Origin of the sequence: Staphylococcus devriesei (assembly GCF_002902625.1) — a bacterium.
Lineage (GTDB): Bacteria > Bacillota > Bacilli > Staphylococcales > Staphylococcaceae > Staphylococcus > Staphylococcus devriesei.
Window position 1 is genome coordinate 1 of record NZ_PPRG01000055.1, and the last position, 15,648, is coordinate 15,648.

Below are 15,648 nucleotides of genomic sequence, written 5' to 3' on the forward strand. Positions count from 1 at the left end.
AACTTAAAGCATTGTTAACTTTATCCTCATGTACACAGATCACATCACAAGCATTTTCATAACTCATATGAAATCACACCCTAAATTAAAATATAAATCCTAAAATTGTTTGAATAGTGTCATTTTCTATAATAATAACTAAACCTAAAGCTATATAAATAACAGCCATAATCCAACGACCAAATTTCTCAACAATTTCTCCAACTCCTGGAATATTAGCTAATTTTTGTGCAGTAAATACCAAGAAGAAAATTAAAATTAAAAAGACAAACAAAGTAATTAATAAATTAGTAACACTTAATGTCACAAAATAGGGAACAAATAAACCGATATTATCAGCACCACAACTTGCTATCGTAACAATTGCAATCGTACCAACTAACTTAGACAATCCTTTTTCATTCAATTCTTTTTTAGCTCTCTCTTCGCCGTCACTATCACCATAAATAGCCACTTTAATTCCTAAATAAATCGGTATTAACCCTAATAATCCTAATATCCATTTTTCAGGAACATAATTTAAGACAAAGGCAAAGAATAAACTTATGACAATCAATGCCACAGATCCTACATATTGACCAATATAAATATCTCGATATTCTTTCCTAGTCTTTGCTCTAGCAAAGAACATTAATAAAATCACTAATAAGTCTAATGCTGTCGCAATATAAAGAATAGCAGCAGTTACAATAGTCTGAATCATAATTACACCTCATTCAAAAATATTTTTGAATGTATTATAACTTATTTTTTTAAATAATCATAGTTGCTTTTTTGTGATAACTTAAATTTATAAAAATAAAATAAGCATAATTCACAAAGCCAGTTTGTTTTTTACAAAGTGGTTTAAATAGGTTTAAAAAACGCTATTACCTTACGAAAACTTACGTTTATTTCTCTGTAACCTTTATATAACCTTATTATTTTTTACTACCTTCCCAAAACCTTCCCATTTTTTAACAACGTAATTTATGTACTTATCCCTTATCACACCATTTTTTACTACCTACGGAAAACTTGAGGTTTTGACAAAGTCCAAATTTGGACCCTGCTTATTATTTAATATTTTTGGAACAAAACGCAAAATTGCGTTCTGCAGATTATTATCTCTTTAAAAACTCTTAAATATATTGGTATGACTAATATCAAAGGTGATTTATACTCTCTGAAAAATTAGCATTATTTAGCATAAAAAAGCCATGCACCTATTTAGTGCATGACCTATAACTTTACGCTTTCACACCATCATAATAAGACTGTTTCAGTTCATTCAGTCGCTTAATCAATGCCTTACTATCATCTTCATTAGCCTTCTCATTCTGGATAAACTCAGTAATGATTTTCAAGCCCTCTACTAATTCTGGTGCTGGTTCATTAATTCCAGTAGCTAACTGATACAATGTCTCCATATTACCTATAACATCTGCATTACTAGATTGAACGCCTTCAAGTTCATCTATATTGAAATCTCTACTCATATAATCGAACATATCGCTATTGTTACTTTCTGCAAAAGTTTCCAGTCCATACATGAAATAATCATTATCAAACATAAAACTAGCCATCATATCGCTTATAGTGTCATGTGTGCCATCTAGTAAATCATAACCAGTATAATGCCCCTCAATGCTTTCTATGAGCTTCTCAGTATGCTTTTCTGAGGCGATTTCAAAAGATTTTCTCACTTCACAATCTTTTAGCAATACATGAGCATACATCTTACCTTTGCTTATTAGATACACAGTATTAAATGGATCATTATAAATCTTAAATGCATAAGGTGCTTTGTAACTACTCTCGCTTAAACCACTGAAAGCCCTTAATAGTGTCCCTGCTCTTGTTTCAAACTCATTTGCTATAATTTCAACGTTCATTTTATTCCCTGCTTTCTTTTAATGTAATTTAAATAGTTTTTCGCTCTTGCAACTACTAATTCAAAACTGCCATCTGCTATTGTTCTATACGATACTCTTTTATTATTCTGTAAATCGTAAGTTTCACGCCAAGCTACCCATTTTGTCCCAAAGTTTTCAAGATACAATGTTGATATTCGACTAATTGAGCAGTAGTACATTTTTTCGGATATTCCAACTAATAAACCTAGTTTTCTTAATTCGTCATCTATATTAAATTCGTAATGAGTTTCTTGCACTATTATATGAGGCCTCCCACTCTTCTAAAGTAAATTCATCGCCATTTGCTTTAACATCACCAATAATTACTTTTAAAGGCTCTATATCCACGTTACATTGTAATGCGTAACTAATAGCCTTATATACATCGTTATTACGTTCTATGCTTTCACCATTGATTACACGATTGTATGCCTCTTTACCTAGTCCACCTTTGCCAGTATGTTGTAAATGATTGAAATTGTGGTTAGGTAACACACTTTTTACTGAGAACTTTTCCATAGTCTGTTGTAGATAATTTCCACGCTTTGAAAATATACGATCTTCAAATTCACCATCATAAGCGATTACTGGTTTTTTATTACTTGTGTATAGCCCTTTAGCTGTTTTACTTCCAGCTAGTACAAAATAGTTATTACCATGTGCTTTAATGTCTACTGATGGTAAATATCCTATTTTCTGAGCGTATTCAATGCCCTCACGTTTTTTAAATATTACATGCTTTCCCCCACTTGCTGTTGTTTGCACTAGCGTATTTTGTGCATTAGTAAGAAACTCATCATAGTAAGGTATGTCTTTCAAACTATCAAAGCCACTTTCACCATTTACGTGATTAATATCTATGTCGATACACCATAAACCACGAGTAAGGACACCTAATACATTTGTATTCGAATATGCTAAAAAGTTATTATCTATAAAATCATCATCAATAGTTACATTCTTAAATGATACTGTTGGCTTTTTATTATCGTTTAATGGTACAACTTGCACATCTTTACTAAGAAGATACTTTGCAGCATTGTACAATTTCATGAGAATACCCTCCAATAGAATACTAACCCTTTTAACTCATTCTTTTCCCTATACATACATCTATTTATTTATCTATAAAATATGCTAAAGAATATTTAAGTTATAAAGGTTAGTGCCTGTTATTAAAGTAATTTCAAAGTTAGTGTAAAGGTTAGTAAGAGTTAAACTAACTTAAGTTTCAATTAAATCTAATGCCATTTCGAACAATTCTTTATTTTCTACAACATGAACTTTAGTATTTTGTCCCTCTATCCATTTCTGCTTATTGATAGCTACACCTATTTTTTTCATATCTTCTTTAGCTTTTTTATATCGTAGATTTTTATAATCTTCTTCAATAGTTTTTTGTAAGATTTCATCACCTGAAAAAATAAAATCCTGCCTAGATAATGTTTCTAGTATTAGAATTTGTGTGTCGGTTAATTCATCTTCGGTGTAATAGTTTTTAAGTGTTACGTTATTGAACTTAAATTCTCTGCCTATTTGTTTAAGATACTCAAAACTTAATATTAAAAATGATACTGACGCATTGACTGAGTTTTTCCCGTTAGGCTTAACAAAGTGCCAAAATGGTTTAAATACTTTATAACGTTCTTCATCAGTTTCATTCTTTGGTCTATCCTTAAATGCAATCTTAACTGTACGTGTTCTATTAGCTGTAATTTCCCCTGTATCAACATTTTCATTAGTATCTAAAATTAATACTGCATTATTTTTAAATTTAACGTTATTTCGTTGTATGCCACGACCTGAAATATTTTCACCAGTAGCTATTTTGCGTAATATTCTCATCATGCTTTTATTAATTTCACCTGTTTCATTAGCATGTGCAATATCCACGCCATAAAAATTGAGCCATTCATTTGCAGCCTCAAAGCCAGATGATAATAAACTATCGAAATTCACTTTATTTACTTTTAGCAATTCCTCAAAGGTTTCCATAAATAAACCTTTTCCAGATCGCCCAAAATCTTTGATTAAAAACCATTTTTCAGCTTGAATAAGTTTCATTTTTCGATACATAGTATAAGCATGTACTAACATTAAATTGTTCTTACTGCGTTCATTGTCACTTACTAAGTCAAAGAATTGTTGTGCTAGGTTAGTGTTTATATCCTTCTTATCTACATCGTATTTGATGATATAGTAATCGTTACTAGTAATTTTTTCATCTACAAATTCTAATTCTCTACAATTATATATCCAATCATTACCTGCAATAGCGTAAGGGTAGATATTATATTGATAATTTGTATCTAAATGATTACGATAAACTTCTAGCATTACATTTAAAAAGTCATTTATTTGATGTTTATTATCTACTGGATATTCCAAAGTAAAGTTAGTATTGTCTATAATTTCGTACTCATTACTTTTTAACTTAATAAAGCTATCTAATTCATTTGAATAAATAACCTTTTCAGAGATTAAATCAATAATAAACTTTGCATAGTTATTAAATGGACTAGACTTAAAATGTGCTTGCTTATCTTCTTCACCATTTTCCATTGTCGTTTTGACCGAAATTGTTCCATAGACAGCCCCAACTTCTTTAGGTTTTATGGTATAATCTAAAGTAAGATTACTTATATAATCGCCAGCAAAATCATCTTTCATTTTATGGAAAGCATTTCCTTTATTGTTAAAAATTTGTTTATCTGTGGAAATTATGGCGAAGTAAATTCGTTTACTAATCTCTTTGATACGAGATAAATTAGGCGTTTCAACGTAATCTAACTTAGAGTGAAATTCATGATGTTTATTATATAAAGAAACTTCGTTCATTTAATCAGCCTTTCATTTTTGTGTTTTAAGAATAAGCACAGAAATGGTATATTATTCCTGTGCTTTTGATTTGCAAATTGCACTTACTCAGCGTTATCTGATTTAGTCGCCAAACTATTCATATCAGATGACGCTTTTTCTATTTCATGAAACTTTTTAAGAATATCATCAAACTGTTGTAAATAAAGACATAGTAGATCAACCATCTGATCGTCATGAATACGTCTTTCATGATAAGAAAACCCTTCTCTGATTAACTCATCTTTATTTAATACATGACTTTTTTCATAAGGATAATGTTCATCAAAATGCCAACCGTGACTATCTTTTAAATCTTGAAAGCTGTCCTTCAATGCTTCCAATTCACTAAATAAATTACTAATTTCAAAATTCATTATTCTACGTCCTCCACTTCAATATTTCCTACAATATAATCTAATGCCCACTCTAAAATGCCAATCACATGTCCTTCTCTATCTGTTGTATGTTCATGTTCACCCGTGTTATCTGTAACGGAATAGTAGTAAATTTCTTTATCTTCATTCATAACATCACTTAATGTCATTGTTACTTCGTCAAGAATAGAAAACGCCTCATCTTCAAAATCTAATTCAGCAAGAATATTAAATAACTCTTTATGAATTAGTTTTAAAATATGTTCATAAAATGCTGTATCGTCATAGCGATAATCTGTATTAGAATGAAATCTATCTTTCGCTGATAAAAATACGTCTTTATCTTTTTCATATAATACTTTCTCTAATACTTGCACCACTTTTGATAATTGATATTTTTGTTTAATTTTCATTTTTCAATTCCTCCACTTTTTCATAATTTAATAATGCAATTGTGCTGCCTAATAAATAAATAGCTAGGCCTACATGAAACGCTAAAAATGCACTAGCTAATACAGTAATTAAACTGATTAATAATAGTTGTAATGTGAATTTAAGCATTTTGAACCTCCAGCAACTTTTTGATATTAATCTGTTTTAAATCATTGTTGTGTATATCCATATGAGATGTGATTTTCTCCATAAATTCATCAACATCAGATTTCTTGAAACGATATGTCGAGCCTACCATATAGTACTTAAGCCCGTTATTAATAAGTAACTCCTCAATTGTTGGTTTACTTAAATTTAGGTATTCAGCTAATTCTTTATAGGTCATAAAGAACTTTTCTCTTGCTAGTTCATCTACACGTTCATTAATAGCTTTCTCTAATAAAGCACGTGCTTCTTCTTCATCAATATTAATGTTAAACATTTAACCCACCCCATATTTGTCATAAATTGTTTTACTAACTTTAATATCAAGGTTAAATTGATTCTTTGACTCTGTGAGCTTTACCACATCATCAAGAATTATTTGACGAACCCTTAACATTTCTGGCGTCATAGATTCTTTACCAATCATCTTTTTATATCCAAAAGCCGTTGATGTAGCTTTATTTGCGATTGTGTTGGCTTTAATGTAATTAATTGGTTTATCTGATTTGTACGCTCTTTGAATAATAGCCATAGCTTCTTTTTGCTTTTCCTCATCTAACATGCGAAAGACTTCATATTGTTCAAGTCCAGTAGCTTGTCGTAATTCTTTAATGACTTGTTTAATCCACTTTTTGAACGCAATAGCCTCGTCACGTCTACTATTCCAAATTGCTTCATATATACCATATTCAGAAATAATAGTTATATTTGGATTACCTTTCTTATTACTACGCATAATGTGTGTAGTAATATCTTCTTTATCAATATTACGTGTCATACTTGGTGCATCTCGGTACCCTAATACCTTCGCTACGTCTCCAGCTACTGCCCAATATTCGCCATCTTTTTCAATAAAACGAATTTCTTTATTATTGAATAGTTGTTTAATCATTGGTTAAGCCTCCTTTACTTCGATTTTATGCAAGTGATCGATTAGAGAATTTTTATCAACCAGTATTTTTCCACCTAACTTTATATATGGAATTTTGTTATTACTGATTAATTTGTAAGTTTGTTTTTCGCTTACTCTTAAAAAATCAGCTGTTTCTTTAACAGTTAAAAACATAAGTCCACCTCTTTTCTATAAATTAGAGATATGTTTTTTATCTCTTTTATCTCTAAATTCATTATAGCTCCCTATTTTTAGAAAATCAAGGATAATTTTCATATCTCTATTATCTCCGAAATGTTACCATATTAGTGAGGTGATTATTATGGTTAAAGATTTAGATAAAAAAATCGGAAATTTTTTAAAGGAAAAAAGAAAAGAGAAACGTATTACCGCACAGAAATTAGGAAAAAATATAGGATACTCTCAAAGTCACATTAGTGGTATTGAAAACGGTCAGAAATCTTTACCAAATAAAAAATTCGTTCAAAGTTACCTAATGTTTATAAAAAGCAATTATGAAGAATACAATCAATATATAGATGAATTAAGCGATATTACAAACGGAGAAATACAACTAAATAAAATAACCAATGTAACAAAACAAAAATTCATAGAGCACTTAGATAAAACTACACTACCTTTTGAGTTCAACCATTTAAATGTAAATGAAGAAATTGAAACTGATTTTTATAACCTTAGAATAAACGACCTTTTATTTCACTTATTCGATATAAACAACGAAAAATTTTATAGGCACATAATGCTAACAGATGAGGATAAAAATAACATTAAGATGTTGATTGATAATTATTTTAGACAAAAATCTGGTATTCAAAAAAATATTGTCGAGAAACTAAACGACAACAAAAATGATGTAGGCGAAATATTAAAAGAATCTCAAGAAATAGAAAATGAGATTAATATGCTTCAAGGAGAATGACAACTATGGCAAGTTACGATCAAATCGCTAAAAACAACTGGCGTTATCGTATATCTCTAGGAAAAAATGCAGAGACGGGAAAATATGAATACATATCTAAGACTGGATTTAAACGTAAATCAGACGCTAAACACCAAGCTGAAATGATTGAACGTCAATTAAGAAATGGTGACTATATCGCCCCATCTTCCAGCACATTCAAACAGGTAGCTGACGATTGGATTAAACAGTATGCTAACGATGTAAAAGTAAGTAGTGTCAGAGCACGTGAGAAAGCCATTCAGCACGCCATAGAGCGCTTTAATACTAAACCAATACAAACTATCAAGAAACATGATTATCAGCACTTTGTGGACGATATGAGCGCACACTATAGCAAGAATTATGTTGATAGTATTGTGGCATCTACAAATATGATATTTAAGTATGCTTATGATATGAGACTAATAAAAGCTATGCCTAGTGAGGGTATTAAACGACCTAAAAAGAAAGTAAGTGTGGAAGAATTAGAAGATATTGAGATACACAAAAAGTTTCTTGAAAAAGATGAATTATTTCAATTCCTGGAGGTTGCTAAGTATCACCATTCACCACAAAATAGCTTTGAAATATTTACCACATTAGCATATACTGGCATGCGAGTAGGCGAATTATTAGCATTAAAATGGTCTGATATAGACTTTGAGAACAACACGATTAGTATTACCAAGACTTATTACAATCCAAATAATAATAAAAAGCATTATCAGATACTGACACCGAAAACTGAAAGCTCAATCGGTAAAATTTCAGTAGATCCCCATGTGATGCAATTACTTAAAGATTATAAGGTAAATGTCCAGGACACTTGGAAAAATGAATTATATGTAGATAATAATTTTGTGTTTACTGATGTGAATGGTTATCCACTTGTGATTAAAAAGCTGCAATTATGGATAAAAGCTATACTTAAAAAGACTGATATAACCAATAAACAAATAAGCACGCATTCATTCCGTCATACACATTGCGCCCTACTTATTGAGGCAGGTGTACATATTAAGGAGATACAAGAAAGACTACGCCACAAAGATATTAATACCACAATGAACATCTACGCAAAGATTACCAACTCATACAAAAAAGACGCTTCCCAAAAGTTTAGTCAACTCATGGAAAACGTCTCAAAAGAATTATTTTAAATGTCCTTTTAGTTCATCTGAATTAGGAGGCATTTTTATTTTTTTGGATTTTTATGTCATTATTATGTCATACATAACCTTAAAACACTTTCATATCAATGTTTACAAGCTATTTTACATCATGCCTGGCATGCCGCCCATACCTGGATTGTCATTATTATCAGGTTCTGGGATATTAGCAACTACTGCTTCAGTTGTTAAGAACATTGCTGCTACACTTGCCGCATGTTGTAATGCTGAACGTGTTACTTTAGTAGGGTCTACAATACCTTCTTCAAGCATATTAACCCATTCATTTGTTGCTGCGTTGAAACCTACACCTGCATCTGCATTTTTAAGTCTTTCAACAATAACTGAACCTTCAAGTCCAGCATTTTCAGCAATTTGGCGAACTGGTGCAGATAACGCTTTAAGCACGATATTTACGCCAGTAGCAACATCGCCCTCTGCATCGATTTCACTCACTTTATTATAGATATTTACAAGTGCTGTACCACCACCTGCTACAATACCTTCTTCTACTGCAGCACGTGTTGAGTTTAATGCATCTTCAATACGTAATTTACGTTCTTTTAATTCTGTTTCTGAGGCAGCACCTACTTTAATTACCGCTACACCTCCAGCTAATTTAGCTAAACGTTCTTGTAATTTTTCTCTATCGAAGTCTGAATCAGTTTCTTCAATTTGAGATTTGATTTGGCTTACACGAGCATCGATACTGTTATCATCGCCGTCACCATCAACAACAGTAGTGTTGTCTTTAGTAACTTCAACTTTATTTGCACTACCAAGCATATCAAGAGATGCATCTTTTAATTCTAATCCTAAGTCGTTCGTGATTACAGTTGCACCTGTTAAGATAGCTAAATCTTCTAACATTGCTTTACGGCGGTCACCAAAGCCAGGAGCTTTAACTGCAACTGCTGTAAATGTGCCACGCATACGGTTTAAGACGATATTAGTTAACGCATCGCCTTCAACTTCATCTGCCACAATTAAGATTGGACGACTAGATTGAACAACTTGTTCTAATAAAGGTAAGATATCTTGGAATGAAGAAATTTTCTTGTCAGTCACTAAGATATAAGGTCTTTCTAATTCAGCAATCATTTTATCTGAATCAGTTACCATGTATGGTGATTGGTAACCTCTATCAAATTGCATACCTTCTACAACTTCTAATTCAGTGTCTAAACCATTAGATTCTTCAATAGTAATAACACCGTCATTACCAACTTTATCCATCGCTTCTGAAATGTATTTACCGATTTCTTCGTCTGCTGCAGAAATAGCACCTACTTGGGCAATTTCGTTTTTATTTTCAACTTTTTGAGAAATATCATTTAAAGCTTCAACAGCTACTCTTACAGCTTTGTCGATACCTTGACGTAAACCTACAGGATTCGCACCACTCGTTACGTTTTTAAGGCCTTCTTGAATCATAGCTTGAGCTAATACAGTAGCAGTAGTGGTACCGTCACCGGCGATTTCATTCGTTTTATTAGCTACTTCTTGAACTAATTTTGCACCCATATTTTCATACGGATCTTCTAATTCAATTTCTTTAGCAATTGTAACACCATCGTTAGTAATTAAAGGTGCTACATATTCTTTATCTAAAACAACATTACGTCCTTTAGGCCCAATTGTTACTTTCACAGCATTCGCTAATTTATCTACCCCGCGTAACATTGCTTGACGCGCATCTTCTGAAAATTTAAGATCTTTAGCCATTCATTTTACCTCCATTAAAGCTTAAAATTTTTTTAATAACGTTTTATATTTTATTTTTCAATGATTGCTAGTAAATCATCTGCGTTTAGAATTAAATGTGTTTCATCGCCACGTTTTACTTCAGTACCAGCATATTCTTGGAATACAACTGTGTCGCCTTCTTTAACCTCTGGAGCAACTTTTTCACCATTATCTAAAAGGCGTCCTGAGCCTACAGCTACGACTACACCTTCATTTGACTTTTCTTTTGCGCTATCAGTTAATACGATTCCACTTTTAGTTGTTTGTTCTTGTTCTTTTCTTTCGATAATCACACGATTTCCTAATGGTTTAAGCATGATTGTTCCTCCTTAACAGGTCATTTTTAGCACTTAAATATCACAAGTGCTAATCTATCATTTATATTAATCAAAGTTGGTCAATATTTCAAGCGATATGATTCTATTATATTTTGTATAATATTTGGATTTACGATAAACTAATTGAAGTTAAAATTCTAATTTGGAGGTTACACATGGCACGTATTTGGGTAGCAAGTTTAACATTAGTTATTTACGCATTAGCACAAGTTTTACCCCTAATGTTACAACAAACCCCGCTTTTTAGCGATTTATCAGGAATGGCGTTAGCCAGAGCTAATGTATATACACAAGTCATTCTATTTATCATTGCGGCAATTTTAATCATTTGGCTAAATTTAATTATTAAGAATCCAACTTCTCTTGAAAAGGGATTTAAAGAACCTAAACGCTATATTATACCTTGGGCGTTACTGGGCTTTGTGATAGTAATGGTCTATCAGGTTATGGCCGGCGTTATTAACATGTGGATCTTCGGTCAACCACAACAAAGTCCAAATACCCAAAAAATCATGGCTATCGCAAGACAATTACCTATTTTTATACTTCTCATTTCGTGTGTAGGTCCAATACTTGAAGAATATGTATTCAGAAAAATTTTATTTGGGGAAATTTATAATAAAATTAAAGGTAATAGAATAGTCGCTTTCTTAATAGCTTCTATTATAAGTTCACTACTCTTCGCACTCGCACATGATGATATGAAATTTATCCTTATCTACTTTGGAATGGGAATGTTATTCTCACTAGCATATGTATTAACAAAACGTATCACAGTACCTATCCTAATACATATGTTCCAAAATAGCCTTGTAGTTATTATGCAGTATTTCTTTGGAGATACATTAAAAAATTTACAAGAACAAACTAATTTTATTTTTCATCTTCTATTTTAGGCCACACAAAAACGCATCTTATCTGCCCTATCCTTTAACAGCAGATTAAGATGCGTTATTTACTATGTTGATTTTTTGAAACGTTTGTAAAGATAAGTTCCTGTGACACCAACAAATATAATTATAATAGAAATAATCAATGCAATATTTATATTTTTATATTTATCGTTGCTATTATTTGCAGCCTCTTCATCGTCCTCTTTTGAATCAATAATTTTATCTTGATCATGACTATGAATATCCGCTTCTTCATCAGATTTTTTATCGCTCGGTTTTTTTAAGTCCGGCATAGAACCTATTTCACCAGTAATAAGAGCTAACACTTGTTCATCTAAATTTTTATAATAGTTCTTAGCATTTAAAGGATTAAAGTACTCAAATCTAAAATAGTTAGAACTTTTTTGTAGCGAATTTAAATATTCGTTGTTAAAAGATTGCTTTCGAAATAGTCTATAGAAATCTTGATCAGTTACATATTCCTCATTATTACCTAAACGATTAATTTGATTAATAATAAATGGAATATACTTATATGAACCGGTAGCTAAATTTTGAAATCTATTTAATAATGTAGCAGTAGAATTATCATTTCTATATCTATTATTATTGTTAGCATGTGAATATTCATTAGATAAATCATCCCCATAATGCCATTCATGGTGATTTGAGCCATTCATTGAAAAATCATTCTTGTCATTGTGTTGATTAGCATTATGTTGACTGTCATTTTGATAATGAGGATAAACATGATGAATAATTGAGTCAGTCACATTATTATGTTGTTCGTTGTAGCCATTTTGAACATTCTCATGTGATTGCTTAACGCCAGATGTTTGTGAATGATTGTCGTTTGAATTATTTTCTTGAGAACCATTGTCCGTATTTGAATTACTATTATTATTTGAAGTATGAGAACCGTGTTGATTATCAGAAGGATGCTTAGTATTCCCATTTGACGTATGTGAACCATCATTCTGACCTGATGAATTACCATCATGCTTAGGCGGTTGATGAGAATCATTCGAATTTGAATGGTCGCCTTCTTTACTTGGCTCTTCCTTGCTTGGCTCTTCTTTACTTGGTTCTTCTTTGCTTGGTTCCTCTTTACTTGGCTCTTCCTTGCTTGGTTCTTCTTCGCTTGGTTCTTCTTTACTAGAGGTATTGGCTTCTGAACTACTGTTATCATTATTTCCTTGAGGCTCCCCATCTTTGCCTACATCAGTAGCTGGGTCTGAATTATTGTCTTGAGTACTATCTTCTTTTTGATTAATCGCGCCTGCTTGTTGAGAGCTAGGCTCATCATTTTTCTTTATATCGCTTTCTTGTTGAGAGGAATTGTCTGGAGATGATTGACTCTCACTATCGATAGAATTACTTGGCTCATTAGATTTTTGAGTATTTTCAAATTCATTTGTTGAATCATCATTAGATGCTTTAGAAGTATCAGATTGATTACTTTGATTAGCTTCTTGATCTTTAACATGTGCGTTTGCCTTGTTAGTAGATTCTTCTGCATAACCTTGGTGACTAATCAAAGTTGTCCCAATCGCTAAAGCAATACTAGTATGCGCTATTTTCTTTTTCATCAATCCTCACCTCCTCATGTCTCATATCACTTCTAGTATAAAGAATTAAATTAAAGAATGCATTCATATACACTAAATGAAAAAGAATATTAATATTTTTGACATTTTTTGTTATATAATATTTTACTTATCCCAGTATAATATTTATACTTAAAATATATTTCAAAACAAAGGAGATAGATATTATGGGTTTATTTAACAAAGAAAATACAAAATCATTTTTAAAAGAAGTAGAAAACAGACGTACAATTTATAATACTGAAACTACAATTTCTATTAATGATAAAGAACTAGAGGATATTATTGAGCAAGTGGTAAAATTCACACCTTCAGCATTTAACTCACAATCAACACGAATCGTTTTACTATTAAACGAGCAACATAATAAATTCTGGGATAACACTAAAGTTGCACTAAAAAATAAAATGGGAACAGATCGTGACTTTGCGCCTACAGAACAACGTATTGATGGCTTCAAACATTCTTACGGTACAATTCTTTACTTCGAAGATAAAGACGTTATTCAATCATTGGAAGAAAAAATTCCAAACTATGCTGATTATTTTGAATCATGGTCAGTTCAAGCTAATGCAATGCACCAATTCGCAATATGGACAGCATTAAGTTCAAAAGGCATTGGCGCTTCATTACAACATTATAATCCACTAGTTGACGAAGTTACTGCAAGAGAATTTGATATTCCATCTTCATGGAAATTAATCGCTCAAATGCCGTTTGGTGATATACGTGAACAAGCTGGCGAAAAAGAAATTCAACCTACTGAAGATCGCATTATTATTAGAAAATAATCGTTTCTTCTCTAATAACAGTCTAGGACATGTCTTTGTCCTGGACTGTTTTACTATATTAAAAACTATCTCAATTTTTGATTTTCAAGGTTTCCTTTAGTAAATTAGAATTAATCTAGCGATGAGGGGCGATAATGATGAAGATTCAAGTGTTTCAATTTTGTGTAGAATATGGTGATGTAGAAAAAAACGAACAAAAAATAAAGAACTGGTTCGATGAAGAATTAAAGCCTGAAACTGAAGTTGTGGTTTTGCCAGAAATGTGGAATAACGGTTATGCATTAAATCAACTAATTGATAAAGCAGATAAAGAGTTGAGCCGTAGTTTCCCTTTTATTCAAGGTTTAGCGCAAAAGCACAACGTTGATATTGTAGCTGGTTCAGTATCAAATAGTCGAAACGGTAAAATTTATAATACTGCCTTTACTGTATCAAGTGAAGGCCATCGAATTAGTAAATACGACAAAGTTCATCTTGTGCCTATGTTAAATGAACCTAAATATTTAAAAGATGGCAAAGCAGTGCCGGAAGCTTTCACATTATCTTCAGGCGTTTCAGTAACACAAATTATTTGTTATGACCTACGTTTTCCAGAATTATTAAGATACCCTGCTAGGAAAGGCGCACAAATTGGATTTTATGTAGCACAATGGCCTACTGTGCGTTTAGATCATTGGAGAACATTGCTACAAGCTAGAGCTATTGAAAATGATATGTTTATTGTGGCGTGTAATGGTACAGGTAATGATGGACATACTGATTATGCTGGCCATTCAATGGTTATTAATCCTAACGGAGAAATTTTAGCTGAACTAGGACATGAAGAAGATAGTATTTATGTAGAATTTGACTTAAGTGAAGTAGCTACTCAAAGAGAGACTATTCCAGTCTTTGAAAATTTAAAATTAGAGATGTATAAATAAGAAGCAGTCCAATTAAAAAGTCGTGAGTTTGGGAGGGACTCACGACTTCAACTTGTTATTAAGGGAATGTTTTTACAGTTAATTTATAACTTTTGGGGATGTTATTAATTATGAAAATTGTTCATTTCAGTAAATATTTAAATTTACGATAGCTCACACTATGAAAATAACTAACTTCTATACCTAATAATAGCTAAGTTAATTATCTTCTACTGAGTTTAAAACTTCAGCGAACGTTTACACTTGTTCATTAATAAGTTGGGAGGGCTTATTAATGAATGTAATCTACTACACGAAGAAAACAAAGTTAAATGAATACTTACAATGAAATTTACAAAATCGATAGTGCGCATTAAAACATTATCGATAACGAAGCATTAACTAAAGTTTATTAACACTCCTTCCAACTACAAGCAAAGGTTAACATGATTTTGCAACTACAAACAAAATCAGATAATACCCTTACCAAAAACAAAAAACAATAATTTTAAAGACTAAGATTATTAATTTTTTATCACATCTATGTGATATAAGTTTATTAAATCATATGTTTCATTTTATTTTTTGATTATTTCTTAACTTACAATTTTTCCTGCTAAATTG

Annotated in this window: 19 protein-coding genes and 1 pseudogene; 5 read left to right on the forward strand and 15 right to left on the reverse strand. The window is 31.4% G+C overall.

The features are described from left to right. From CD147_RS09045 to CD147_RS09095, 12 genes and pseudogenes are all read right to left on the reverse strand, one after another. Positions 1–67: pseudogene (locus CD147_RS09045) on the reverse strand (transcriptional regulator); the annotation flags it as partial. Between the two features lie 18 nt (positions 68–85). Continuing rightward, positions 86–703 carry a CadD family cadmium resistance transporter gene (locus tag CD147_RS09050; protein ID WP_103167072.1) on the reverse strand — a complete coding sequence of 206 codons (618 nt, stop codon included), beginning with the start codon at positions 701–703 and terminating at the stop codon, positions 86–88. A 526-nt stretch (positions 704–1,229) separates the two neighbouring features. After that, positions 1,230–1,874, reverse strand: a complete 645-nt coding sequence (locus tag CD147_RS09055) for a pathogenicity island protein (protein WP_103167073.1) — start codon at positions 1,872–1,874, stop codon at positions 1,230–1,232. Further along, the gene (locus CD147_RS09060; protein WP_103167074.1) at positions 1,871–2,152 is read right to left on the reverse strand and encodes a pathogenicity island protein; all 282 of its coding nucleotides are present in this window, start codon (positions 2,150–2,152) and stop codon (positions 1,871–1,873) included. Before CD147_RS09060 ends, CD147_RS09055 begins: the two co-directional genes overlap by 4 nt. Continuing rightward, a complete protein-coding gene (locus CD147_RS09065; RefSeq protein WP_103167075.1) occupies positions 2,127–2,948 on the reverse strand; it encodes a bifunctional DNA primase/polymerase in 822 nt (273 codons plus the stop codon). Before CD147_RS09065 ends, CD147_RS09060 begins: the two co-directional genes overlap by 26 nt. Before the next feature lie 171 nt (positions 2,949–3,119). After that, a complete protein-coding gene (locus CD147_RS09070; protein WP_103167076.1) occupies positions 3,120–4,733 on the reverse strand; it encodes a phage resistance protein in 1,614 nt (537 codons plus the stop codon). A gap of 83 nt (positions 4,734–4,816) precedes the next feature. Continuing rightward, entirely contained in the window at positions 4,817–5,128 is a 312-nt protein-coding gene (tscT, locus tag CD147_RS09075; protein ID WP_103167077.1) for a type II toxin-antitoxin system toxin TscT, read from the reverse strand. Then, positions 5,128–5,541, reverse strand: a complete 414-nt coding sequence (locus tag CD147_RS09080; RefSeq protein ID WP_103167078.1) for a pathogenicity island protein — start codon at positions 5,539–5,541, stop codon at positions 5,128–5,130. Before CD147_RS09080 ends, tscT begins: the two co-directional genes overlap by 1 nt. After that, positions 5,531–5,689 carry a hypothetical protein gene (locus CD147_RS12115; protein ID WP_167409744.1) on the reverse strand — a complete coding sequence of 53 codons (159 nt, stop codon included), beginning with the start codon at positions 5,687–5,689 and terminating at the stop codon, positions 5,531–5,533. The genes CD147_RS09080 and CD147_RS12115 overlap by 11 nt, the downstream gene beginning before the upstream one ends. Further along, positions 5,682–6,002 (reverse strand): helix-turn-helix domain-containing protein, encoded by a 321-nt coding sequence (locus tag CD147_RS09085; RefSeq protein ID WP_103167079.1) that lies wholly within the window; start codon positions 6,000–6,002, stop codon positions 5,682–5,684. The genes CD147_RS12115 and CD147_RS09085 overlap by 8 nt, the downstream gene beginning before the upstream one ends. Then, the gene (locus tag CD147_RS09090; RefSeq protein WP_103167080.1) at positions 6,003–6,617 is read right to left on the reverse strand and encodes a BRO-N domain-containing protein; all 615 of its coding nucleotides are present in this window, start codon (positions 6,615–6,617) and stop codon (positions 6,003–6,005) included. A 3-nt stretch (positions 6,618–6,620) separates the two neighbouring features. Further along, positions 6,621–6,791 carry a helix-turn-helix domain-containing protein gene (locus tag CD147_RS09095; RefSeq protein ID WP_103167081.1) on the reverse strand — a complete coding sequence of 57 codons (171 nt, stop codon included), beginning with the start codon at positions 6,789–6,791 and terminating at the stop codon, positions 6,621–6,623. Between the two features lie 148 nt (positions 6,792–6,939). Between CD147_RS09095 and CD147_RS09100 the strand changes: the two genes are divergently transcribed. Together CD147_RS09100 and CD147_RS09105 are read left to right on the forward strand one after the other, a co-directional pair. Continuing rightward, on the forward strand, positions 6,940–7,557 hold the full coding sequence (locus CD147_RS09100; RefSeq protein WP_103167082.1) for a helix-turn-helix domain-containing protein: 618 nt from the start codon (positions 6,940–6,942) through the stop codon (positions 7,555–7,557). A 5-nt stretch (positions 7,558–7,562) separates the two neighbouring features. Further along, on the forward strand, positions 7,563–8,738 hold the full coding sequence (locus CD147_RS09105; protein ID WP_103167083.1) for a tyrosine-type recombinase/integrase: 1,176 nt from the start codon (positions 7,563–7,565) through the stop codon (positions 8,736–8,738). A gap of 114 nt (positions 8,739–8,852) precedes the next feature. On the opposite strand, the gene groL is transcribed toward CD147_RS09105, so the two are convergent. Both groL and groES read right to left on the reverse strand, forming a co-directional pair. Next, positions 8,853–10,472: a chaperonin GroEL gene (groL, locus tag CD147_RS09110; protein WP_103167084.1), complete on the reverse strand. Its 1,620-nt coding sequence runs from the start codon at positions 10,470–10,472 to the stop codon at positions 8,853–8,855. Between the two features lie 50 nt (positions 10,473–10,522). Further along, positions 10,523–10,810 carry a co-chaperone GroES gene (gene groES / locus CD147_RS09115; RefSeq protein WP_103167085.1) on the reverse strand — a complete coding sequence of 96 codons (288 nt, stop codon included), beginning with the start codon at positions 10,808–10,810 and terminating at the stop codon, positions 10,523–10,525. A 176-nt stretch (positions 10,811–10,986) separates the two neighbouring features. Between groES and mroQ the strand changes: the two genes are divergently transcribed. Continuing rightward, positions 10,987–11,727, forward strand: coding sequence for an intramembrane glutamic endopeptidase MroQ (mroQ, locus tag CD147_RS09120; protein ID WP_103167086.1), 741 nt, complete (start codon positions 10,987–10,989; stop codon positions 11,725–11,727). 62 nt (positions 11,728–11,789) lie between these two features. Here the strand turns inward: mroQ and CD147_RS12225 are convergent, their stop codons facing one another. Then, the gene (locus CD147_RS12225) at positions 11,790–13,313 is read right to left on the reverse strand and encodes an SdrH family protein (RefSeq protein ID WP_177431661.1); all 1,524 of its coding nucleotides are present in this window, start codon (positions 13,311–13,313) and stop codon (positions 11,790–11,792) included. A 185-nt stretch (positions 13,314–13,498) separates the two neighbouring features. Here CD147_RS12225 and CD147_RS09130 point away from each other — a divergent pair, with 185 nt between their 5' ends. Both CD147_RS09130 and CD147_RS09135 read left to right on the forward strand, forming a co-directional pair. Then, entirely contained in the window at positions 13,499–14,122 is a 624-nt protein-coding gene (locus CD147_RS09130; protein WP_103167087.1) for a nitroreductase family protein, read from the forward strand. Positions 14,123–14,259: 137 nt separating this feature from the next. Next, a complete protein-coding gene (locus CD147_RS09135) occupies positions 14,260–15,045 on the forward strand; it encodes a carbon-nitrogen family hydrolase (RefSeq protein WP_103167088.1) in 786 nt (261 codons plus the stop codon). Positions 15,046–15,648 lie beyond the last annotated feature (603 nt).